The organism is Cytobacillus sp. ABV4_503, assembly GCF_056158445.1.
The window spans coordinates 900228-923684 of sequence record NZ_JBSWTH010000001.1 but is presented as its reverse complement, the minus strand read 5'-3'; the positions used below and the strand labels follow the sequence as shown (position 1 = coordinate 923684).

The window sequence follows — 23457 nt, the reverse complement described above, 5'->3', positions numbered from 1 at the left end:
AACTTTCTGGATATTAAAAGCTATTTTAATACTGAACTGCCCATTCTTTCTTCTACGATTTGCATAAAGTCTTTTTGAACAGATTCCAGTTTTTCCTTGCTGCTGACTAATGAGGAGGCACTGATTCCAAAGTAGAATTTAATTTTCGGTTCTGTACCTGATGGCCTTAGGCAGATCCAGGTCCCATCTTCGAAGAAATACTTAATAACATTGGACTTCGGCAGGTCTATTACTTTCTCCATTCCATCTTCTTCTGTTCTTATTCCTGTTAAGTAATCTTCAACTGCCTGGACCTTCATTCCTTGAAGGTCTTTTATCGGATTGGCACGGAAGGATGCCAGGGTCTGCTGGATTTTTTCTGCTCCTTCAATTCCCTTTAGAGTCATTGATTTTAACCCTTCAAGAAAATAGCCATACTCGTCAAATAAGCTGAGCAATGCATCATAAAGGGACATGTCTTTCTTTTTATAAAAAGCAGCCATTTCCGCAGAAAGCAAAGCTGCCTGGATAGCATCTTTATCTCTTGCAAAGTCGCCGATAAGATAGCCATAGCTTTCCTCATATCCAAACAGGAAGCTGTATTCTCCAGTCTCCTCGTATTCCTTGATTTTTTCTGCAATAAACTTAAAGCCTGTTAAAACATCGATGGTTTCTACACCAAAAGATGAAGCAACCTTGCGCCCAAATTCAGATGTAACGATCGTTTTTAGCATAATGCCATTGTCGGGCAGTGTATTCTTCTCTTTCTTCTGAGAAAGTATATAGTGAAGCAGCAATGCACCTGTCTGATTTCCTGTCAAAAGGACATACTCACCATCTTTGTTTTTTGCAGCAATGCCAAGACGATCAGCATCTGGATCTGTAGCAATTAAAATATCTGCATTTGTCTCTTTTCCATCTCTCATGGCCAGCTCAAATGCAATTTTCTCCTCTGGATTAGGACTCTTTACTGTTGAAAACTCAGGATCCGGGAGCTCCTGTTCCTTTACTACATGCACATGTTCATAACCCAAAGCAGCCAAAGCCTCTCTAATTGGCTTATTGGCTGTACCGTGCAGAGGTGTGAAAACCACATGAACATCTGTTTCATTTGCAGCATCAGGGTTTTCGGAAATGGTAAGGAGCTGCTTCTGATAGGCCTGATCAACTGTAGTTCCAATCATTGTGATAAGCCCTTTTTCCTTTAAATTGTTCTCGTCCATCACTTCAATAAGCAGTTCGTTTTCTATTTCATTTACTTTGCCGATAACAATGTCAGCTTCGGCAGGAGTCAGCTGAGCACCGTCCGATCCATACACCTTATAGCCATTGTATTCCGGAGGATTATGGCTTGCTGTCACGACTATCCCAGCATACGCATGAAGGTACCTGACTGCGAATGAAAGTTCAGGTGTTGGGCGGAGTTCGTCAAATACATATGTCTGAATGCCCCTGCTGGCAAGCGTTTTAGCCGCTTCCATTGCAAATTCAGGGGACATACGGCGTGAATCATATGCAATTGCCACCCCTCTGTTCTTTGCTTCCAATCCTTTTTCTTCTATGTATGCGGCAAGTCCCGCAGATGCCTTACGGACTGTATATATATTCATGCGGTTTGTTCCAGGTCCTATCTCCCCGCGCATACCGCCTGTTCCAAATTCCAGTCCCTTATAAAACGCTTCTTCAAGGAGCTTTTCATTTCCCTGCAGACCTTTCAGCTGTTCCAGTAATTCACTGTCCAAATTCTCATGTTTTATCCATCGTTCTGCCGCTGTCTTCCATTCCATCGTATGACCTCCTAAAAAAAGCTTCTTCATATTCCTTTTCGAGTCCCAGGCGATTTTCCCTCTTAAAAACATCCGAGTTTTTTTGACAAAATTCACCCTAAAATTATGTATGCTTCCGCTGAAAAGCATTGAGCGCCAGGTGAAAGGCGCTCAATCTGCAACTATATATTACTTCTTATATTTAATGCTGTAAATATCATGCCTGCGGTCTTTTAGCTGGCGCACTGTGCCATCCTGTCTTTGCCGCCGGAGAATTTCCAGATCAACATCACCAATCAGGACCATTTCAATATTTGGATTGGTCTCTCCCACAATGCCATCCCTTGCAAACTCAAAATCAGATGGTGCAAATATTGCAGACTGTGCATACTGAATATCCATATTCTCAGTTTGCGGAAGATTGCCCACCGTTCCTGAAATTACCGTGTATATCTGATTTTCAACAGCGCGGGCCTGAGCACAATAGCGCACCCGCAAATATCCTTGGCGATCTTCAGTACAAAAAGGTGTAAATATAATTTTTGCACCTTTATCAGTGGCAATTCTCGCCAGCTCAGGGAATTCGATATCATAGCAAATTTGGATGGCTATTTTTCCGCAATCCGTATCAAATACTTTCACTTCGTCCCCGCGGCTGATTCCCCACCATTTGCGCTCATTTGGCGTAATATGGAGCTTATACTGCTTTTCAATCGTCCCATCGCGGCGGAAAAGATAAGCAATATTATAAATCTCATCATCATCTTCTTTAACAAAATGAGAACCGCCAATTATATTGATATTATACCTGACTGCCAAATCCGTAAATAACTCGATATATTGCTCAGTGTATTCCGTCAGCTTCCTGACCGCAAGGCTTGGTGACCGTTCGTCCAGAAATGACATTAACTGGGTGGTAAATAGCTCGGGAAATACAGCAAAGTCAGAACCGGAATCAGAAGCAACATCTGTAAAGTATTCCACCTGATGGGCAAATTCATCGAAGGATTTAATCTGCCGCATTAAATATTGCACCACACATATACGGACCGGGTAGCTTGTTTTATAAAAACGCTTAGTCATTGGCCTGTAATCAACATTATTCCATTCCATCAGCGTTGCATATTTATTTGACTGAACATCATCAGGCAAATAGTTCGGGTTAATCCTCATCAGAGTAAATCCATTCAGGAGCTGAAAGGATAATACCGGGTCATAGATTTTATGAAGAGAGACCTCGTTCACATACTCACGGGGGTTCATTTCTTTCGCGTATTTATGATAATTCGGAATGCGCCCCCCTATGATGATACTTTTTAAATTTAAAGATCTGACAAGCTCTTTTCTCTCCTCATACAGGCGATGGCCAATTTTCATTCTGCGGTAATCCGGATGAACCATGACTTCTATCCCGTAAAGGTTATAGCCTTCCGGATTATGGTTCGTTATGTATCCTTTATCTGTTACATCATCCCAGGAATGACGATCATCATACTCATCAAAATTGATTATAAGGCTCGAACACGAACCAATGATTTCCCCATCATATTCTGCAACAAACTGGCCTTCTGGGAAAATATCCAGATGGCTTTCAAGCTGATCCTTCTTCCAGGGTATCATGCCGGGGAAACAGAGCTCCTGAAGTGCAATGATATGATCTATATCTGAATGCCGTGTATTTCTGATAATCATTTTTTTCTCAAACTTCTTTAAATCAAGCTTTGTCAATGGTGGTGCACTCCTTTTGGAAATAATAATTATCCTGGGGGCTGATAAAAAGTTCATCCTCTCCAGTGATATACAGGTCTTTTCCCTTTTTTACTGTATTCATAACACCCTCTGAATTTTCTCAGCCAATTTCCCCCTTATGCTTATCTTGCGTCTTTTCCTTTATATATATTTCTATAAAGGGGCTGAATGTCTTCTTTTAATTTCCGTAATGATGCTAATACCATTTCAATATTACAATTGCCCTATTTCTGATGGTCGTTTGAACATGTTAATTTACAAGGCATGTCCAATAGCTTTATAATTTTAGAGTACATATTAATAAGGAGATTATTATGGAGAAAACACAAACAGACCGACGGGAGAATTTGCTGTTTATTGCCTGGGCAGCATCAATTCTGGCCCTGTTCGGCAGCCTTTATTTTTCGGAAATCAGGCAATACGAGCCTTGCGAGCTTTGCTGGTATCAAAGAATTGTCATGTACCCATTTGCTGTTATATTAGGCTTGGCTGTTATTAAGAAAGATTATCGCATCAGCCTTTATACAATGGTGCTATCTGCAGTTGGAGCAGGAATATCGATATACCACTATTCCATCCAGAAAATTTCATTTATGGCAGACCATGCTGCAGCATGCGGGAGAGTTCCCTGTACAGGGCAATATATAAATTGGCTTGGATTTATCACAATTCCGTTTTTAGCATTGACAGCTTTTATTATTATTCTTACATGCAGTTATCTTGTCTGGAAGAAAACCAAGGAGGTAGCAGTTTAATGAAAAAGGTCATCATTTTCCTTGCCATTATCGTTGTGTTATTCGCAGCTGTTGGAATCTTAACTAAAATGCAAAATGAAGAAAAAGTGTCAGGGGATAATCCATATGAAAAGGATTCACTTCATCCTGAAACAGTCAAACAGCTTGAAGACCCAAATTATCAAAATTTGATTCTTCCTGAGGAATTGGACAAAAAGTTAAATGAAAATGAAGATGTAACTGTGTATTTTTATAGCCCGACATGCCCTCATTGCCAGAGGACAACTCCTATTGTGTCTCCTCTCACAGAAGATATGGGCATCGACCTGGTTCAATTCAACCTGCTTGAATTTGAAGACGGCTGGGATAATTATGGAATTAAGGAGACTCCAACAATTGTTCAATTCAAAGACGGCAAGGAGGTTAACAGAATTACTGGTTACCAGGAAAAAGAAGTCTTTGAACAATGGTTTAATGAGAATTCGAAATAACCAAAAACGCCTGCGGCTCAGTCAGCTGCAGGCGTTTTTTTATACAAGCATTTCATTTGCGGCTTTGGCATAGACACTGAACAAACTATTCCGCGGCATCCTTTCTCCGCAAAAATGACTGTAGTCAAATGGGAATGACAAACCGAATTCTTGAAGTATTTGAACATTTTTGACGAAAATCATCTCATATTTGTCATTCATTTGCCGGGATTCCAGAATAGCCATTAGCGTCTGCAGCCCTGCTATAACCTGGTAAGCCTCCTTTAATGTTCCGAAGTATTCAAAGTGCCGTGTAGAAGTATGTAAAATCTTCTGCTGTTCAAATTCTCTTATGTCATCATCTGTGAAATAAAGAGGAAACACATTTGAATAGAATTTTCTAATTAACTCTTGAATTTTTTGTTCCTGATCAGGAGTTGATGCAAATACAACTTTCACTGATAACCCACCTTTGTAATCCTTGTAATCAGTTCGTAATATATAATTTAGAATATCATATTCTGAAAGCCCTTTAGGGTGGTAATTATACCCATGGAGAAGGGATTTGTTGACATTTATTCCTCCTGAGGAAATAGATGGCACAGGTTTAATGCTTTATAATTGGTTCTAAAGTTCTATATTAACTCCATTTTCAGCAAAATAAAAGGTGTTATTAAATATTACAATAATATTTTGTAAACACCTATTCCTTTTATCAGCTGTTTTTAAAGGCTAATATATTATTGTAATTAATTTATATGTATGAAAGTCACGATTATTCAATCAGGATAGGAGTAATTTATGGTAAAAATACAAAGGTTTGGCGAATGGTGTGAAATAGAGGTGCCTGTTAAATGGCAAGGATATACCGTCCAATATATAGTCCGGACATTATGGGGAGCACCCAAAAAACAGACACACAATATGAGGATGAACAAGCAGGTATTAATCAATGATGAACCTGCCAATTGGACAAAGCCGCTAAATGCAGGGACTAAATTAAAATTCCACTTCTTTGAAGAGGAAAATATAGGCATTCTACCCTATTATTATGACATCGAAGTACTCTTTGAAGATGATCATTTACTTGTTTTGAATAAGCCTGCAGGCATGGACACGCATCCTAATTCTCCAGAGCAAAATAATACATTAGCAAACGCTGCTGCCTTTCATATACAGATGCAGGGCGAATGCAGAAGCATAAAACATATTCATCGCCTGGATCGAGATACGACCGGTGCCATTTTGTTTGCCAAACATGCCTTGGCAGGAGCAATCCTGGATAAAGAACTGGAAGACAGAAAAATAAAACGTACATATTTAGCATTGGTTCATGGCAGGGTTTCAAAGATCAAAGGAACCATCAGCGAGCCAATTGGGCGGGACAGGCATCATCCAACCAGAAGAAGAGTATCTCCCAGCGGCCAGCCTGCTGTCACAAACTATGAACTGATCGAGTACTTTCCTAAGCTAAATCTTTCACTTATTAAGTGCCAGCTGGATACAGGCAGAACACATCAGATCCGTGTTCATCTCAGCTATATCGGACATCCTCTAGCAGGGGATATTTTATATGGCGGGAAACCGGCTTTTCCCCGGCAGGCACTGCACGCCGTAAAACTTGAGATTCCACACCCTTTCTTAGAGGAAACTATAGTCTGTCATGCACCTTTTTTAGATGATCATGAGGTTTTTAAGGGAATTGATCCGTATGCCTTTTAATAACGATTTAAGCTGCCCTTTCAGGGGCAGCTTTTAATTCACTAAAACAAAGAAGTTGTGGCTATCAGCTCAAAAAAAGAAGCCCCATATAGGACTTCTTTCAGATGATTCTATTAGTCATGAGATTTGCGCATAGCCTTCATAATGAAGCCTACAATGAATACAAGCACGATAGCACCAATTAAAGCAGGAATAATAGCAAAGTCAGCTACTACTGGACCCCAATCACCAAGAATTAATGAACCTAACCATGCACCAATGAAACCAGCGATGATGTTACCAATTACGCCTCCTGGAATATCTCTTCCCACAATCATACCTGCTAACCAACCAATGATACCACCTATAATTAATGCCCATAAAAAGCTTAACATTGAAAATCACTCCTCGTTTTGATTTAATTTAGTTTCTGTTCAGATTAAGAATTTCATTCAGCAGCTGCGCAGCTTTTGGTGATCTTATCTGCTTGTACAATTAAATTACCCAGGATTCACTATCTAAAACCAAAAAATAAAAAACTATTCTTCTGGAAAAATTTTATATAAAAAAAGCACCCCTTAGGATGCTTTTAAATAGCTTAATTAAAAATCAAATTTGTCCGGGTCGGCCCCAAATCGCTGATTTTTATTTAATGTATTCATTTGTCTCATATCTTCTTCCGTTAATTCAAAATCAAAAATATTTGCATTTTCCCTTAATCGTTCTTCTTTAACTGATTTGGGTATTACGATAATACCATTTTGGAGATGCCACCTTAATATAACTTGGGCTGATGATTTGCTGTGATGTTCGGCAATTTCTTTTATTGCAGGGTCCTCCAGCACTCTGCCCCTTGCAATTGGAGACCAGGCCTCCACTTTTATATTGTGCTCATCACAAAATACCCTTATTTCTTCCTGAGATAGCAGAGGATGAAGCTCAACCTGATTGACTGCAGGCTTTTCACCTGAGTTTTCCATTATGTCCTTTAAATGATGAATTTGAAAATTGCTCACGCCGATGGCTCTTACCTTTCCATCCCTATAAAGCTTTTCAAGCGCTCGCCAGGTTTCCAGGTATTTCTCCTTAACTGGCCAATGGATTAGATATAAATCGATGTACTCTAAACCCAATTTCATTAAACTCTTATCAAAGGCACCTAAAGTTTGCTCATATCCCTGTTCCGTATTCCACACCTTTGTCGTTATGAAAAGATCTTCCCTGGGAACACCGCTTTCTTTTATTGCCCTTCCAACACCCTCTTCATTGTCATAAAAGGCAGCGGTATCAATTAGTCTGTAGCCTATGTTTATTGCATTTTTCACCGTGTCTTCAACCTGCTGGCCCTCTTCTACTTTATATACTCCCAGCCCGAATTGGGGCATTTCAACTCCATTATGCAATGTTAAAGTGCTCCTGATATCCTTCAAGATGAAATCATCTCCTTTATGTTTTTACTTCATTTTACCATTTGCATGAAAAGGAGACCTACTCTTTACACTGCCAAAACAAAAGCGATTGCCCTGGGATGCAATCGCCGATCTATATAAACGGCAAATGCCGGGATTGTTATATCGCGGTTTTTCGCCATCCCTTCATATGTAAGATTGATTTTCCCGGAGAAAAAATGTCCTAAACAATGGACTATAAATTTTTTTTTTGAATTACGAAGCAATCTAAGCAAAAAAAAGCAGCCTGAAAAATCAGCTGCTAAAAGTACTATCCTATAATAAAATTGTTTTTTTCCAGTCCATAGAAATATAATCGATGCAGAGGCCTTGTCATGGCAACATAAAGAAGCTTAATATCCAATTCATATTCTTTGGAAAATTCTTCTTCAAGTGACAGAATCATGACCGCATCAAATTCGAGGCCCTTTGCCAAGTAGGAAGGTACGATGACGATCTCATCCTTTGGTATACTTTCCTGCTCCTGCAGCAGTTTAAAAGGGAGTTTGGCATGCTCTTCAAAAAGGCCATGAATGAGCAGGCAGTCTTTCATCGTTTTCCCGATCACTGCAAACGTTTTATAATTTTCTTTTTTTAATGAAATTACCTGTTCCTCAAGCTGCTGTACAAGCCCATGGCCATTCTCTCTCTTGATAAATTCAGGACTTTTCCCATGGCGGACAACCGGCTCCACTTCGGGGAATGAATAGGGAAGAAGCTTGAGCAATTCATTTGCCTTTTCCATGATTTCCACTGTAGTACGATAGCTTTTTTGAAGCTCTGTATATGTTGCACGCGGAAAAATAAAGTCTAGAACCTCCTGCCAGCTTGTTAATCCCCTGTAAGAATGAATTCCCTGTGCAAGATCACCCACTAATGTGAACATATCCGTATCAAGTGACTTCTTTAAAGAGAGGAGCTCCATAAAGCTGTAATCCTGTGCTTCATCAATGACGATATTTTTTGCCTTCAGCTCTTTAGGAATGCCAAAAAGGCTTTCCTGCAGGTAAAGCATTAAAGCTAAGTCTTCTCTCTCATAAACTTTTTTTCTGAACAACTTCCGGCAATATTCACATAGCAGTTCTGCATCTCTTACAGGCAATTTCCCGCCTGATAATCTTGAAAGACGGATGGAGTCTTCAAACAGGTCTTTATAGTAACGAACCAGGCTTTTTTTCGGAAATTGTTTCATGTATTTTGGCACAGCAGTTCTGAAGCTTTTCTTTAATTCTTCCAGTCTGGCTGCTTTTTTATCAAGCGCATCTGAAACATATTGCCTTCTTTTTTCAGGGTCTTTCCCTCTGTAAAGTGCCCTTTCGATCCTCACGTCATAATACGCTTCCATTTTCTTTATGATATTTTTCTTTTTCTTAGCAAGATCGTTTTGAAGCACAGCCTTTAATTTTTCCAGCCTTCGATAAAGAGGGAGATAATTGTAATCCACCAAAAAAAGCTGGAAGAACTTCTTATGGCTGAACAGCCTGAATTTATCTACCATAAAATCATCACTTGGGCAAAAGCTATTATAAATTTCTTTTAGGTAATTGGCGAGGATTACCTGAAAAACAGGCGATCCTTTAATGGAAGATGCCCAGGCTGCAAGGTTTGCTTCTTCACTGCCATGGCCTTCGAGCAAATTCACCAATTTACTGTCATCATCCATTTTAAGTTTTTCACCAAGACATGCCAGCACAAATTCCTGGTAGGTAGTCTGGCGGACTCTTTCTACCCCAAGCTCTGGAAGAGCTTCTGAAATATAATCAATGAATAGCCTGCTCGGTGCCAGAATCATAAGCTGTTCAGGCGCAAAATTTTCTTTGTACTGGTAAATGAAATAACTTATCCTGTGCAGGGCAATTGTTGTCTTGCCGCTGCCTGCTGCCCCCTGAACAATAATGGGCTTATTCAAATCAGCACGTATTATTTTGTTCTGTTCTTCCTGTATGGTTGAAATAATGTCTGTGAGGCGGTTGCTTGAGCTTTTAGACAGTGATTCCTGAAGTAATTCATCTGTAGTCGTGAGGTCTATATCCCGGATCTCATCCAGAACCCCGTCTTCAATCATATATTGCCGTTTCAATGAGAGATGGCCTGTAAAGCTTTCTTCATAGGAATGGTATTGAACCTTACCCAGCCTGCCTTCATAGTATAAATTGGCTATCGGAGATCGCCAGTCAACAATAATCTGCTCCTGGTTCTCCCTTGAATACAATGAAGTTTTGCCTATGTATAAAATCTCTTTTTCATTTAAATCTTCCCTTAGGAAATCTATTCTGGCGAAATAAGGCTTTTTCCGTGCTTTTTTCAATTGTTTTAATTCATCTTTGGACATCTCAAAAAAACGGGCATTTGTCAGTAAAGAAGAGTAACTTAAACTTGATTCAAGCCAATCAACGTCTTCGAAAGCTTCTTTCATATTCTCCTGAAATTTATCTTTGCTGGATTCTGATGTTTTAATTACGACATCAATATAACGTTTCGTAAATTCCAGCCGCTGAATTTCCTGCTGAAAATCGGGGTGTTCGAATTCAGATGGCATATGTTTCTCCTTTCAATTGTTTTTCAGCCGCAATGGAGAAATACATATGAGCGTACGCGTGGGCAGAAAAATATATTATCAGAAAAATCTGCAAGAAGCAAGGGTCAGGAACTGATTTGGCTTTGTCGAATTGGGGTGTTAAATGCATTGGGAATCATGTTAATTTATAATATAGAAAAACCCTTTTTAGGAGGTGATGAAAGTGGACATTGCAATTGCAATGCCTGATAATGCAGCGTCTCATGCAAAGCCTGATATTGGTGGCGATACTTTGCATGAGGCGGTAATGGACTAAATATTATCGCCCATTCAGATGAAACCATTTCTGATATCGGCTTTGCACCTTATTCATTTTTTATTGTCAAAAATAATAAGGAGCTGGCAGAAATGAGTTATGTAAAAGCGAATGCCGTTTTACCGGAGAATTTGATAGCAGAAATTCAAAAATATGTTCAGGGTGAGGCCATTTATATCCCCAAGCCTGAAAAAGCCTACCAAAAATGGGGCACCCGCTCTGGAGCAAGAAAGGCACTGGAGGAAAGGAACCATTCTATTAAAGGTGCCTTCCAAAACGGCAAAACAATCAGCCAATTGGCGGAAGAACATTTTCTTTCAGTAGAAACAATCAAGAAAATAGTTTATAAAAAGTGAATTATTCGCACTGAACCTTGTTCAGTGCTTTTTCATATGCCAAGTTCATTTCCTAATCGTTCTATACATTTACATTTTTATGTAATTCTTTTAAAGTGAAGGTGATATATAAAGGTGCTGAAGGTATAGGAGTGGGAATAATGGAACCTTTCATCAGAAATGATCAATATAATTTTATAAAATCTCAGACGCAAGTGTTAATCAATGGCCATGCCTCTGTCAATGATACAGGAGTGCTGAATGCACTGAAATCACTTTCGGCTGAGAAGGTATTAAGCCTTTTTGAAGAAATTAGCGAGGAACAAAAACAGCTTCTTTCCCCAGTTGTTGATATAAAAGAAAGAGATCAGGCTGATGCCTTCTTGGCACAAATAAAAGATTATGTGATACCGTTTCCATCTTTGACAGAACAATCCATCAAAAAGCTGTTCCCTAAAGCAAAAAAATTAAAGATACCAGCACTTGAAGATATTGATTTCAGGGAAATAAGCTACTTGGGATGGGATGAAAAAGGCACAAACAGGAAGTATATGATTAGCCTGCTGAATGGCAAACTGACTGGTTTAGTTGGAACATTTAAACCGCTGAGCAAAAAAGGAATCTGTTCCATCTGCAGCAAATTCGAAGAAACAGGCTTGTTCTTAACTGAAATCAAAGGGGCTTCGCTTGGCACCTATACAAAGAAAGGGAATTACATTTGCCGGGACAGCCAGAAATGCAATGAAAATTTGAATTCACAGGAAAAGCTCCAGGATTTTATTGGAAGGCTGAAAGGATAGATAGTTATCCCCATAATTAAGACACCGCCGAGTTTGGCGGTGTCTCTTTCAGTTATAAATGGGCTTTTCGTTTATTCTCCATAATCTAGGGAATATTATTGTAATAAAAAAAACTATCATATTTTGTCGATTTCGTATAAAATAGTTACGTTTGATTGAATTTTTCCTAAAATAATTGGGGGTAAAAAAATGGTTTTTAAGAAGAAGGACAAGTTTAACACATTGTTAAGCAATATTTCCGTGAATTTAAAAGATAGTGCAATTTACTTTGCCGACTATAAGATTAACAATGTCAGTGATTTAAAAACCTTTTCAAAAACAATGAAGGATTATGAAACAAAAGGAGATTCCTATGTTCATGAAGTCATTAAAGAATTAAATAACGCTTTTATTACGCCTATTGAAAGGGAAGATATCCTCCACCTCGCTATGAGCATGGATGATGTGCTGGATGGTTTTGAAGAATGTGCAGATTTATTTGAAATGTATTCAATGACACAGGCAGATGAATTTATGCTGAAGTTCGTTGATGCGATTAAAAACTGTGCAATTGAAATTGAAAAATGTGTGGTACTTCTTTCAACTAAGAAATTACTGCAGATCAGAGAGCATGCAATCAAAATAAAAGATTACGAATCCAAATGTGATGGAGTCCGCCGTCAGTCAATCAAGCATCTTTTTGCTACAGAAAAAGATCCTATTCGAATCATTCAATATAAAGAAATTTATGAAACTTTGGAAGAAATTGCTGACAGCTGCCAAAATGTCGCCAATACGCTTGAAACCATCATTATGAAAAATGCTTAAGGGGCGATCACAATGGATGCAATATTTATTATAACGATCTTAATTGTCATTGGGGCCCTGGCATTTGACTTTATCAATGGTTTTCATGATACAGCAAACGCAATAGCTACCTCGGTCTCCACCAAGGCTCTTAAACCAAGACATGCCATCGTTTTGGCAGCAGTCATGAACTTTGTTGGTGCCATGACATTTACTGGAGTTGCAAAAACCATTACCAAAGATATTGTGGACCCTTTTACCTTGCAGAATGGATCTCTTGTCATTCTAGCCGCTTTAATCGCTGCGATATTCTGGAATCTGCTGACTTGGTATTATGGCATCCCAAGCAGCTCTTCCCATGCGATCATAGGCTCGATAGCCGGTGCTGCGATTGCGGCAGCAGGATTTTCAGCTTTAAATTATCAGGGATTTTTAAAAATTCTTCAAGCACTTATCTTTTCGCCGTTAATTGCATTTGCAGCCGGTTTTATTGTTTACAGCATTTTCAAGATCGTTTTTAAACACAACAACCTCACTAAAACAAACAGGAATTTCAGGCTGTTCCAAATTTTCACTGCCGCACTGCAATCATATACACATGGAACAAATGATGCACAGAAAGCTATGGGTATTATTACAATGGCACTTATTGCAAACAATTATGTCACTTCAACAGATATTCCTTTCTGGGTACAGTTTTCCTGTGCTTTAGCCATGGGGCTTGGGACTTCCATCGGCGGCTGGAAAATTATCAAAACGGTGGGCGGAAAAATTATGAAGATCCGGCCAATAAATGGAGTGGCAGCAGACTTAACAGGTGCAATGATCATTTTTGGCGCTACATATATCCATTTGCCAGTCAGTACTACTCATGTTATCTCCTCTTCTATCCTGGGTGTAGGTTCTGCCCACAGACTTAAGGGAGTAAAATGGGGTACAGCGCAGAGAATGCTTATTACATGGGTAATCACCTTGCCAATATCAGCTACTTTAGCTGGCATTGTCTATTTAATATTGAATGCCATTTTTTAATAATAATTTTAAAAAGGAGCAGGCTGAGCCCGCTCCTTTTTTTCATCCTAAATATTTTCTTTGAAAATCTGAAAGACTTTCATATTCATTTTCAAACAAACGCGATAAGCGTATATAAATCGGCATTAACTCCCTGTATACTTTTGCATCCTCTTCCTTCGGCTGATGGCTAAACGTTGCACCTACCATATCGGAGACAACATTTAAGTCCTCAACCACCCCTAAAGCATATAATCCAAGAATAGCCGCTCCCAGGCAAGAACTTTCATAGCTTTCAGGCACAACAACTTCCTGATTGAAAATATCGGCCATCATTTGGCGCCAAAGATCTGATCTGGCAAATCCTCCCGTTGCCTGAATCCTCTTCGGCTCCCCTGTCAGCTCCTCTAAAGCAAGCAATACAGTATATAAATTATAGATAACCCCTTCAAGCACAGAACGGATCATATGCTCTTTTTTATGGTGAAGGCTCAGACCAAAGAATGACCCCCTTGCGTTGGCATTCCATAAAGGTGCGCGTTCTCCTGTCATATAAGGATGGAAAATCAGGCCATCTGATCCAGGTGCAACTCCTGATGCAATCTTTGTTAATACATCATAAGGATCAATTCCCAGACGCTTGGCCGTTTCAACTTCTGATGCAGCGAATTCATCGCGCACCCAGCGGAAAAGCATGCCTCCATTATTTACCGGTCCTCCAATAACCCAGTGTTTTTCTGTTAGAGCGTAGCAGAAGATCCTTCCTTTTGGATCGGTTACGGGCTTATCGGTTACAGCACGGATCGCTCCGCTGGTTCCGATCGTTACAGCCACCACTCCTGGATCAATCGCATTAACTCCAAGGTTGGAAAGGACTCCGTCACTGGCACCTACAACAAATGGGGTATCCAAGCTTAAACCAGTCAGTTTTCTGAATTCCTCTTTCATCCCTCTTACAGAATAAGTAGTTGGAACAGGCTTCGACAGTTTTTCGGCTGTAATTCCAGCAGACTCTACCGCTTCTTTATCCCAGTCCAGCTTCTTCAAATTAAACATTCCAGTAGCTGATGCTATTGAATAATCAACGATGTACTCACTAAATAATTTGTGAAAAACATACTCTTTAATGGAGATAAATTTGCTGGTGCGCTTGAATATTTCCTCCTGCTCATTTTTCAGCCAAAGGATTTTCGACAGAGGTGACATCGGATGAATAGGCGTTCCAGTCCGTAAGTATATTTCATGGCCATTCATTTCCTTTTTTATCTTTTCAGCCCATTTTGCACTGCGGTTATCAGCCCAGGTAATGCTGTTTGTCAATGGCACCCCATCTGCGTCGACAGCTATGACACTATGCATGGCTGAACTGAAGGACACGCATGTAATATCCTCAGCTCTAACATTTGATTCCTTTATGCAGCCTCTAAGGGTTCCTAGAACAGCTTGAAAAATTTCTTCCGGGTCCTGTTCTGCAGTCGAAGGATTAGGAGTATGAAGAGGATACTCAATTGTGTATTTCCCAAGAACTTTACCGTTATGGTCAAATAATACTGATTTTGTACTTGTTGTTCCAATATCCGTACCGATTACATATTTTGTTGCAGACATTGTGATAATCTCCTTTCAAAAACAATTCTGAAAAAGCGTCACTTAAAAACTGAAGAAGGAAGCGGCTCTAACAAGTCGCCACTTCCCTTCTTCTTCATATTAATTTTAGGCAATAAAGAAGCCAAGTATAAATACTGTCGCAAACCCGACTAAAGCAATTAATGTTTCCATCACTGTCCATGATTTCAGTGTATCCTTAACGTCAAGGCCGAAATAGCGGTTCACAAGCCAGAAGCCAGAGTCGTTAACATGTGAGAATATCGTTGCGCCGGCCGCAATGGAGATAACAATCAATCCAAGTACCGGACCTTCAAGTCCCATTGTTTCAATAAGCGGAGCCATCAATCCTGCAGCTGTAACCATGGCTACAGTGGCTGAACCTTGGGCAACACGTACAAAAGTAGAAATCAGAAAGGCCAGGAGGATTGGAGGCAGGGCGGAAGCAGCCATCATATCTCCCAATACCTGTCCAACACCTGAATCAATCAGGACCTGTTTGAAAACACCTCCGGCACCAGTAACAAGGATGATAATCCCTGCCGGCTCTAAAGACTTTGTAGCAATATCCTGGACTTCCTGACGGGAGTAACCGCGTTTTGTTCCAAGACTGTAGAATGCCAGTAAAGTAGCCAAAGTCAAGGCAACAAAAGGGTGACCCATAAAGGTGAAGAATGCTCTTAATCCATTTCCTTCTTCCAAAATAACACCTGATACAGTATTTAGAAGGATTAAAACCAGCGGAATGAAAATGATGCTTGCAATTAGCGCAAAGCTCGGAAGCTCTTTGTCATATTCTTTTTCCTCTATTTGCATATAATCTGGAACCGATACATGTATTTTTTTCGCGATATACTTACCAAACAAAGGACCCGCGATAATCATAGAAGGAATACCGGCAATAACACCAAATAAAATTACCCAGCCAAGATCAGCACCAATTAAATCTGCTACAGCTATCGGTCCCGGAGTCGGCGGAATAAAGCTATGTGTAACTGCCAAACCGGCTAAAAGCGGAATCCCGTAGTAAAGCAATGACTTTCCTGTTTTCTTTGCCAGACCATAAACAATCGGCACAAGAATGATAAAACCAACATCAAAAAATACTGGAATTGCGACAATAAAACCTGTAATACCTAGCGCCCATTGAGCTTTATCTTCACCGAATTTCTTGATCATTGTCTGTGCAAGACGTTCAGCACCTCCAGAAACCTCGAGCATACGGCCAAACATTGCACCAAGACCCACAACAACAGCTACGAAACCAAGTGTTCCGCCCATCCCATTCTGGACTGATTGAATTACACCATCAAGCGGCATCCCTGCTGCAATCCCAACTAGCAAACTCACAAGCAATAAAGCTACAAAAGCATGAAGCTTCGTTTTCATAACTAAGAATAATAACAAGAAGATACCAGCCATCGCTACTAATATTAACATTGAGCCTGACATTTCATTTTCCCCCTTTGTATTTGAAGCGTTTTCATTTATTGATAAAAATATATATCTGCGGGATTTGGAAAGCTGCCATTGGCAGCTAGTCCAGTTCCCAAAAAAGTTTATTTCTTTTCTACTGCATGTCCGCCAAATTCATTTCTTAGTGCAGCGACCACTTTACCCGAGAATGTATCTTCTTCCAGTGAGCGGTAGCGCATCATTAATGACATGGTAATGACTGGAGCAGCTGTCTGTAGATCAAGGGCTGTTTCAACCGTCCACTTCCCTTCACCGGATGAATGCATGACACCTTTTAAGCCATCAAGCTTAGCATCCTTCGAGAATGCATTTTCAGTTAGTTCCATTAGCCATGAACGAATTACAGAACCGTTATTCCAAACTTTAGCGACTTTTTCATAATCATAGTCAAACGGGCTCTTTTCAAGGATTTCAAATCCCTCCGCAATTGCCTGCATCATGCCGTACTCAATTCCGTTATGTACCATTTTCAGAAAATGGCCGCTTCCTGTTCTTCCGGCATACATATAGCCGTTTTCCACAGTAATATCCTTAAAAATTGGCTCAATTGTTTTAAAAGCTTCCGCATCCCCGCCAATCATTGTGCATGCCCCATTGCGTGCACCTTCCATACCGCCGCTTGTACCGCAATCGAAGAAATAAATTCCTTTTTCCTGCAGCATTTCAGCTCTGCGCAGCGTTTCCTTATAATTGGAGTTGCCTCCATCGATTAATATATCGCCTTCTTCGAGAAGTGCTGATGTCTCCTCAATAACTGCCTCTGTAATATCACCTGCAGGCACCATCATCCATACCACACGCGGCTTTGTAAGATTGTTGACCATTTCCGCAATAGATGGGACTCCTTTAATCCCTTCAGCAGAAATTTTTTCGATTATATTATTGTCTTTATCAAATGCTGTCACTTCATGTCCATGGTCTTTCAAATTCAGGGATAAGTTGTATCCCATCTTTCCTAGACCGATCATTCCTACTTGCATAATTGCCTCCTGGATGAAGAAAATTTTTTTCGTATGTGACTTTATTATACAAAATATTTTTCTGTTTGCAATCGTTTTCAAAAAAATATTTTTCGATTATAATAGAAATTGAATTTAGAAAGCGCTTTATTCCCTTCTATCTTCTATACCTAATGAAAAAATTTTTTGAAATTTATTTTAGGGAGTTGCCCATAAATGGTTCATGATAACTTATATTGTTTTGCCCGAATTAAAACACATTATGCAAAATTCAGCGATAAAGAAAAAAAGATTGCAGACTATATTCTTGAACACCCTGAAAAAATCGTCCACAGCTCCATTAACCAGCTTGCTGATGACCTTGGCATAGCTGATTCAACTGTATTCCGTTTTTGCAAACGGATTGGCTTTAAAGGCTATCAGGCTCTTAAAATAGCATTGGCGTCGGAAATCGTTACACCTATTAAGGATATTCATGAAACCATTAATGAAGATGATGGAATCCTGACTGTTTCGGAAAAGGTGTTCCGCTCCAATATCAAGACCCTTGAAGATACCCTTGGAATCATTGGCGGGGGGGCTTTTGAAAAAGCAGTCGACCTAATATTGAATGCAAATAAAGTCGAATTTGTCGGGAGCGGCGGATCCAGTATTATCGCGATGGATGCTTACCACAAATTCATCCGCACCGGCATTACTGTGCTGGCAAACAGCGATTCGCATTTGCAGCTAATGTCGGCTTCGCAGCTGACCGAGAATGATGTGGCAGTTTTTATTTCTCACTCCGGCACAACAAAAGATGTCATTCAGGTTCTTAATGTGGCAAAACAAAATAAGGTGAAAACCATTGCCATTACAAATTTTGCAAAATCACCGCTCAGCCAGAATGTTGATATCTCACTTTTCACAGTAGCAGAAGAAACCGATTACCGCTCTGAGGCCCTATCTTCCCGGATTGCGCAGCTGAAGTATTATTGACGCGCTATACGTGAACGTCATGATGGCAAGAAAAGAAGATGGCAAAAAAGCACTCCACAAGATGCGGAATGCTATTTCAGTTAAAAGGATATAAAAAGGCAAGGGCTTATCCCTTGTCTTTTTCAGTTATCAATTCATCAATGGGAATTTCAGAGAAAGCTTTATACCGCATAACCTTTTCGTGAAAAGAGAGGAAATGCGTCACATCATTCGGAACAGCCGCACAGTGCATTCCTGCCTGAACAGCTGCGATTGATCCATTTACGGAATCTTCAATGGCCAGACTTTCTCCCGGCTCGACGCCCATTTCTTCTAGTGCTTTTATGTAAAGAGCCGGATCAGGCTTTACTTTTTCAACATCTTCTTTTGTTTTAATCGTTTGAAATTGACCCTCAATTCCAAAATGGTTCAGATAATGCTTAACCCAATCCCTGCCGGAGCTGGATGCAACTCCAAGCTTAAGGCCTTTTTCAATGCACTTTTCTATTAGGTCCTTAATCCCTTCCCTCAGAATTAAAATATCCCTTTGACTATTGAATGCTTTTTCTGTTTTTTCCTGAACAGATTCTCGATTAATTTGAATACCTAATTTACTGTCAATATAATTAAATAGAATATCATCTGTGGTGCCAATGCCCTTCGCAAAATCCTCCAGCCCAAGCTCAAATCCATAATCTTCTGACAGGGTTTGTTTAAAGACCTCATACCATAAAGACTCTGTGTCTACAATGGTTCCATCAAAATCAAAAATTACAGCTCTTATCATTCTGCCACCGCCTCCTGATTCTTTCCCCTTACATTAGACGTTACTGCTATATTAAAGTTACTAGGTTGAAGAAACCCGGGAACTATTTTCCCGGCTTTTGAAGTATTTTGCTTGTAAGCTTTCGGATGATCTCAGGCAAAACTTTAAACGTATATGGTTTATAGACCCGTTCAGTCCACTTATGGCCAGCCTTCCCATAAACTCCAAGGTTAATGACAGGAATACTTAAATCTCTCATTGCCTTTAATGGAATGGGAAAAAGGCTTTTTATAGCAGGAAAGTTCTTTTTAAGAGATTGTATATCCTCATCCGAGCCGTCAAAAGATAGGAAGCTTCCGTCAGATAAGTAGGGAAAATATTTGCGGATCTTGAATGCTTCACCTGTTTTCTCAGCCTCTTCAGCAAGCACTTCCTCCAGGCAATTTTTCAAAAAGATTCCTCTTTCTGCATTCACATCAACCGTGTTGGCAGGAAGAAAAGGTGTTCCATAAAATAAAACCACTCTAGGTTTCTTCTCAGGATCTGATTGGTGTAAAGCTTCTACAATATCAAAAGCAATCATTCTGGCATCGGTTTCTTTAAGCGAGCTTTGCTTCCTTGCTTCTTCCATAACACTCACTGTATCTATGCCCTTCTCTTCAAGGTAAACAAGAAAATCCTCTAAAGGCGTCACCTCTGTTCCCCAATCCAGCTGTCTTTCCGGCAGCTTATTGACAGTCCGAAAATCTTTATAGGCACCTTTCAGCCGGTGCTCTACTGCAATAGCTGCATCTTCGGCAATCATCCCCAGTTCTTTCGAGAGCTGCTTCAGGGGTTTTTCATAGAAAAAGTAATTGAAGTAAACCCTGCAGCCGACTGCCGTCTGAACATCATAGCGTTTTTTATCATCTCTCATATATAAACAGCTTGGAGGAAGCACCAGCTCCCCTTCAAGCTTCTCAGTCAGCTGAAAATTCTGGCTTATACGGGCGGTCAGCTCTGCAGCAATCAAAGTTGGATCAATCCCCGCAAGACTTTCACCTGCATGGGTCTCCCTTCCGAAAATAGAAAAACACGGCAGGATTTTTCCCGCTGTACCGGTGTATATATACTTTGTGGTGTCCCCATCATACAATGGCGAGATAAAATCATTATTAATTGCAGCCAGATATTCCAGGCCCATTTTTTCTTTCAGCCTTAGCAATTCGGACAGGGCGGCTCTGCTTCCTTTATGCTCGCCCTCTTCATCAGCATTAAACATGACAAGCAAATTGCCGTCCAATTCGTCGGGATTTTCCGAGAAAAACAAGAGATTGGCCAGATGGACAGCAATTCCGCTCTGCATATCCAAGGCTCCTCTGCCAAAAAGCCACTCCTCAGACCGGGCATCTTCCTGCACTTCCGGATCAGAGCCATATTGTACAAAGAACTCCTGCAGCTTATCGGGATCATGGGCCATGCCCTGAATCGGGCCAAAATCCTCTGTACCGACCGTGTCTAAATGCGCCAGATATATAATAGTTTTTTTGCCTCTGGAACGCCCCTTGAGGAAGGCAAACACATTCTTGCGGCCCAATTCATCACCAGGTATTTCCTGAGTCCATACTAAATTATCATTATTATAAAAAGATGGGTACGAGTGTATTATTTCTTTTAATAAGTCAGCTTTATGCTTTTCTCCATCCGAATGATTGTAGCTCTTCATCTGCACAAGGGCCTTTGTTAAATATTCGGCCTGCTGACTCAAGTTCATTGTTTTAAGATTTGCAAACATAGGCCAACCCCATTTCGTTACTGTTTGACAATAGTGTATAAGCATACTCCATTGATAATCAACACATTTTTATATAATGGCTGTTTCACGGAAAGCAAGTTTCCGTATCCAAGCTTTTTTCTTTATATAAGGATGAAACCGCCAATATATAGAATAATAACATTAAGGTCTTGAAATCTATATCAAAAACGAATATTATATAATTTGTGCTTTCTTAACGTTCGTATTTATTGATAACACATACAAGCTGAAAGAAGTTTTAGTTTATGGGGGACTTTATATGTTCAAATTAAAAGAAAATCAAACAAACGTAAAGACCGAAGTTCTGGCAGGCATCACTACTTTCTTAACTATGGTTTATATAGTGGTTGTTAACCCTGTCATATTATCTGATGCAGGTGTACCTTTTGAGCAAGTTTTTTCCGCAACCATTATCGCAACCGTTGCAGGTACCCTTTGGATGGCACTGTTCGCCAATTATCCGATTGCCATCGCACCGGGAATGGGCCTGAACGCCTATTTTGCCTATTCCGTTGTCGGCACACATGGAAATATTGATTACATGACTGCATTCTCAGCAGTATTTATTGCAGGTATTATCTTCATTATATTGTCGCTTACCCCTTTCCGGGAAAAACTGATCATTGCAATACCGGATAATTTAAAGCACGGAATTACTGCTGGAATCGGCTTATTTATTGCATTTATCGGCTTACGGTTAACCGGGCTGATTACAAGCCACCCAACAAATCTTGTTGCACTCGGGGACTTGCATTCTCCACAATCCATTCTTGCTCTGGTCGGTCTTGCTGTGACTTTAATTCTTATGACACTTGGGATTAATGGGGCTTTATTTTTCGGAATGATTCTCACAGCCTTAATTGCCTTCTTTACCGGCCAGCTCTCTTTTGAACAAGGATTTGTTTCGCTGCCTACGCTTCCGGATGGAATCATCATTTTAAATCCATTCGAAGCAATCGGAGATGTTATCCAGCATAGTTTATACGCAGTAGTTTTCTCCTTCCTGCTTGTAACGATTTTTGATACGACTGGAACGATGATCGGCGTGGCCCAGCAGGCGGGATTAATGAAGGGCAATACGATGCCTAGAGCTCGTGAGGCGCTTTTGTCAGACTCCATCGCTACTTCTATCGGTGCCATGTTTGGTACAAGCCCGACTTCAGCTTATATTGAATCTTCTACAGGTGTGTCAGCGGGCGGAAGAACAGGATTAACAACCTTGACTGTTGCAGGTTTGTTCCTGGCTGCAGCTTTCTTCGGACCGCTTGTCAGTGCGGTATCAGGACTTGCTGCCATTACTGCACCAGCCCTGATCATCGTTGGAAGCCTGATGATGGGCAGCATTTCACATATTAAGTGGAATGAACTTGATGAAGCATTCCCTGCATTTCTGATTATCTTAAGCATGCCGCTGACATCCAGCATTGCAACAGGAATTGCGCTTGGATTCATCGCTTATCCTCTTATGAAAGTGGTAAAAGGCAAATGGAGAGAAGTTCATCCGCTGGTTTATTTATTTGCCGTGCTATTCTTTTATCAGCTCGCATTCCTGCCGCACTAAAAAGAAAAGCGGAATCCCTTATAACAAAAGCTTGTCCAAATCGGACAAGCTTTTTTGTTTTTTAACGCTTCTATTTAATACCTGACCATTCATATTCTATAAGTATAGAATTGGACAAGTTAGGGTGATAGCTTATGTATGAAAAGCTGTTTGCAACTTTAATTGGGAGTTTATTATTAGGGATAGGCATTAACGGTTTCCTTGTCCCTCACCATTTGCTAGATGGGGGCATTATTGGCATTGGGCTGATCCTCCATTATTATTACGAGCTTCCCACTGGATTGAGCATGATTGTCTTAAGCATTCCATTATATGTACTTGCCTGGTTTTATGAGAAGAAATATTTTTTCTATAGTCTGCACGGACTCCTGATTTCATCCTTCATAATTGATTTGCTTTCTGCTATCCGAGGTCATTTCGATCTTTCCATATTGCCCAGCTCGATTTTAGGCGGCTGCCTGGTCGGTTTTGGGATCGGCCTTATGCTCCGTTATGAAACCAGTACAGGGGGGACTGACCTGCTGGCACAGCTGATGACAAAGCTCCTCCCTATTAATATCGGCGCTTTAATATTTGCAATTGATGGATTGGTCATTTTAAGCGGTTTAAAAATTGTCGGTATTGAAAAGTTCCTGTACTCATTTATCACCATCATTTTTGTTGGCGCTATGACATCGCTAACAGTTATAAGAAAAGAGCAGAATATCGTTGAATGAAAAAAGCGA

General features: G+C 40.2%; 20 protein-coding genes and 1 pseudogene. 10 read left to right on the top strand and 11 right to left on the bottom strand.

Annotation, left to right across the window (positions count from 1 at the left end; translation table 11 throughout):
* Positions 1–20 precede the first annotated feature (20 nt).
* On the bottom strand, positions 21–1766 hold the full coding sequence (locus tag ACXAD1_RS04745; RefSeq protein WP_370221829.1) for a phospho-sugar mutase: 1746 nt from the start codon (positions 1764–1766) through the stop codon (positions 21–23).
* Between the two features lie 168 nt (positions 1767–1934).
* On the bottom strand, positions 1935–3437 hold the full coding sequence (locus tag ACXAD1_RS04740) for a bifunctional GNAT family N-acetyltransferase/carbon-nitrogen hydrolase family protein (RefSeq protein ID WP_009331513.1): 1503 nt from the start codon (positions 3435–3437) through the stop codon (positions 1935–1937).
* Between the two features lie 371 nt (positions 3438–3808).
* On the opposite strand from ACXAD1_RS04740, the gene ACXAD1_RS04735 reads away from it, so the two are divergent.
* Positions 3809–4249, top strand: a complete 441-nt coding sequence (locus ACXAD1_RS04735; protein WP_206834847.1) for a disulfide oxidoreductase — start codon at positions 3809–3811, stop codon at positions 4247–4249.
* Positions 4249–4719, top strand: a complete 471-nt coding sequence (locus tag ACXAD1_RS04730; protein WP_206834845.1) for a thioredoxin family protein — start codon at positions 4249–4251, stop codon at positions 4717–4719. The genes ACXAD1_RS04735 and ACXAD1_RS04730 overlap by 1 nt, the downstream gene beginning before the upstream one ends.
* Before the next feature lie 39 nt (positions 4720–4758).
* On the opposite strand, the gene ACXAD1_RS04725 is transcribed toward ACXAD1_RS04730, so the two are convergent.
* A complete protein-coding gene (locus ACXAD1_RS04725) occupies positions 4759–5157 on the bottom strand; it encodes a YhcU family protein (protein ID WP_206834842.1) in 399 nt (132 codons plus the stop codon).
* Positions 5158–5499: 342 nt separating this feature from the next.
* Here ACXAD1_RS04725 and ACXAD1_RS04720 point away from each other — a divergent pair, with 342 nt between their 5' ends.
* A complete protein-coding gene (locus ACXAD1_RS04720; protein ID WP_206834839.1) occupies positions 5500–6420 on the top strand; it encodes an RluA family pseudouridine synthase in 921 nt (306 codons plus the stop codon).
* Between the two features lie 113 nt (positions 6421–6533).
* On the opposite strand, the gene ACXAD1_RS04715 is transcribed toward ACXAD1_RS04720, so the two are convergent.
* From ACXAD1_RS04715 to helD, 3 genes are all read right to left on the bottom strand, one after another.
* Entirely contained in the window at positions 6534–6794 is a 261-nt protein-coding gene (locus ACXAD1_RS04715) for a GlsB/YeaQ/YmgE family stress response membrane protein (RefSeq protein WP_206834835.1), read from the bottom strand.
* A gap of 207 nt (positions 6795–7001) precedes the next feature.
* Positions 7002–7829 carry an aldo/keto reductase gene (locus ACXAD1_RS04710; RefSeq protein WP_280516049.1) on the bottom strand — a complete coding sequence of 276 codons (828 nt, stop codon included), beginning with the start codon at positions 7827–7829 and terminating at the stop codon, positions 7002–7004.
* A gap of 289 nt (positions 7830–8118) precedes the next feature.
* Positions 8119–10386 (bottom strand): RNA polymerase recycling motor HelD, encoded by a 2268-nt coding sequence (gene helD / locus ACXAD1_RS04705; RefSeq protein WP_206834832.1) that lies wholly within the window; start codon positions 10384–10386, stop codon positions 8119–8121.
* 387 nt (positions 10387–10773) lie between these two features.
* Here helD and ACXAD1_RS04700 point away from each other — a divergent pair, with 387 nt between their 5' ends.
* The 4 genes from ACXAD1_RS04700 to ACXAD1_RS04685 all read left to right on the top strand — a co-directional run bounded on the left by ACXAD1_RS04700 (position 10774) and on the right by ACXAD1_RS04685 (position 13634).
* Positions 10774–11037 (top strand): CD3324 family protein, encoded by a 264-nt coding sequence (locus ACXAD1_RS04700; RefSeq protein WP_206834829.1) that lies wholly within the window; start codon positions 10774–10776, stop codon positions 11035–11037.
* 140 nt (positions 11038–11177) lie between these two features.
* Entirely contained in the window at positions 11178–11816 is a 639-nt protein-coding gene (locus ACXAD1_RS04695; protein WP_474909585.1) for a FusB/FusC family EF-G-binding protein, read from the top strand.
* Positions 11817–12005: 189 nt separating this feature from the next.
* Positions 12006–12623 carry a DUF47 domain-containing protein gene (locus ACXAD1_RS04690; RefSeq protein ID WP_206834824.1) on the top strand — a complete coding sequence of 206 codons (618 nt, stop codon included), beginning with the start codon at positions 12006–12008 and terminating at the stop codon, positions 12621–12623.
* Positions 12624–12635: 12 nt separating this feature from the next.
* Positions 12636–13634 (top strand): inorganic phosphate transporter, encoded by a 999-nt coding sequence (locus tag ACXAD1_RS04685; RefSeq protein ID WP_206834821.1) that lies wholly within the window; start codon positions 12636–12638, stop codon positions 13632–13634.
* Positions 13635–13676: 42 nt separating this feature from the next.
* On the opposite strand, the gene gntK is transcribed toward ACXAD1_RS04685, so the two are convergent.
* The 3 genes from gntK to gnd form a co-directional block, all read right to left on the bottom strand.
* Complete coding sequence (gene gntK / locus ACXAD1_RS04680; protein ID WP_206834819.1) at positions 13677–15221, bottom strand: gluconokinase; 1545 nt, start codon at positions 15219–15221, stop codon at positions 13677–13679.
* 105 nt (positions 15222–15326) lie between these two features.
* Positions 15327–16670 (bottom strand): GntP family permease, encoded by a 1344-nt coding sequence (locus ACXAD1_RS04675; RefSeq protein WP_206834817.1) that lies wholly within the window; start codon positions 16668–16670, stop codon positions 15327–15329.
* 107 nt (positions 16671–16777) lie between these two features.
* Positions 16778–17674, bottom strand: a complete 897-nt coding sequence (gnd, locus tag ACXAD1_RS04670; protein WP_474909584.1) for a phosphogluconate dehydrogenase (NAD(+)-dependent, decarboxylating) — start codon at positions 17672–17674, stop codon at positions 16778–16780.
* 195 nt (positions 17675–17869) lie between these two features.
* On the opposite strand from gnd, the pseudogene ACXAD1_RS04665 reads away from it, so the two are divergent.
* Positions 17870–18725 (top strand): annotated as a pseudogene (locus ACXAD1_RS04665) (MurR/RpiR family transcriptional regulator).
* A 12-nt stretch (positions 18726–18737) separates the two neighbouring features.
* On the opposite strand, the gene ACXAD1_RS04660 reads toward ACXAD1_RS04665, so the two are convergent.
* Entirely contained in the window at positions 18738–19397 is a 660-nt protein-coding gene (locus tag ACXAD1_RS04660; RefSeq protein WP_206834808.1) for an HAD family hydrolase, read from the bottom strand.
* An 82-nt stretch (positions 19398–19479) separates the two neighbouring features.
* Complete coding sequence (locus ACXAD1_RS04655) at positions 19480–21150, bottom strand: M20 family metallopeptidase (protein ID WP_474909583.1); 1671 nt, start codon at positions 21148–21150, stop codon at positions 19480–19482.
* A gap of 280 nt (positions 21151–21430) precedes the next feature.
* Between ACXAD1_RS04655 and ACXAD1_RS04650 the strand changes: the two genes are divergently transcribed.
* Both ACXAD1_RS04650 and ACXAD1_RS04645 read left to right on the top strand, forming a co-directional pair.
* Positions 21431–22732, top strand: a complete 1302-nt coding sequence (locus ACXAD1_RS04650) for an NCS2 family permease (protein ID WP_206834802.1) — start codon at positions 21431–21433, stop codon at positions 22730–22732.
* Positions 22733–22866: 134 nt separating this feature from the next.
* Positions 22867–23448, top strand: coding sequence for a YitT family protein (locus ACXAD1_RS04645; RefSeq protein ID WP_206834799.1), 582 nt, complete (start codon positions 22867–22869; stop codon positions 23446–23448).
* The last annotated feature ends 9 nt before the right edge of the window (positions 23449–23457 follow it).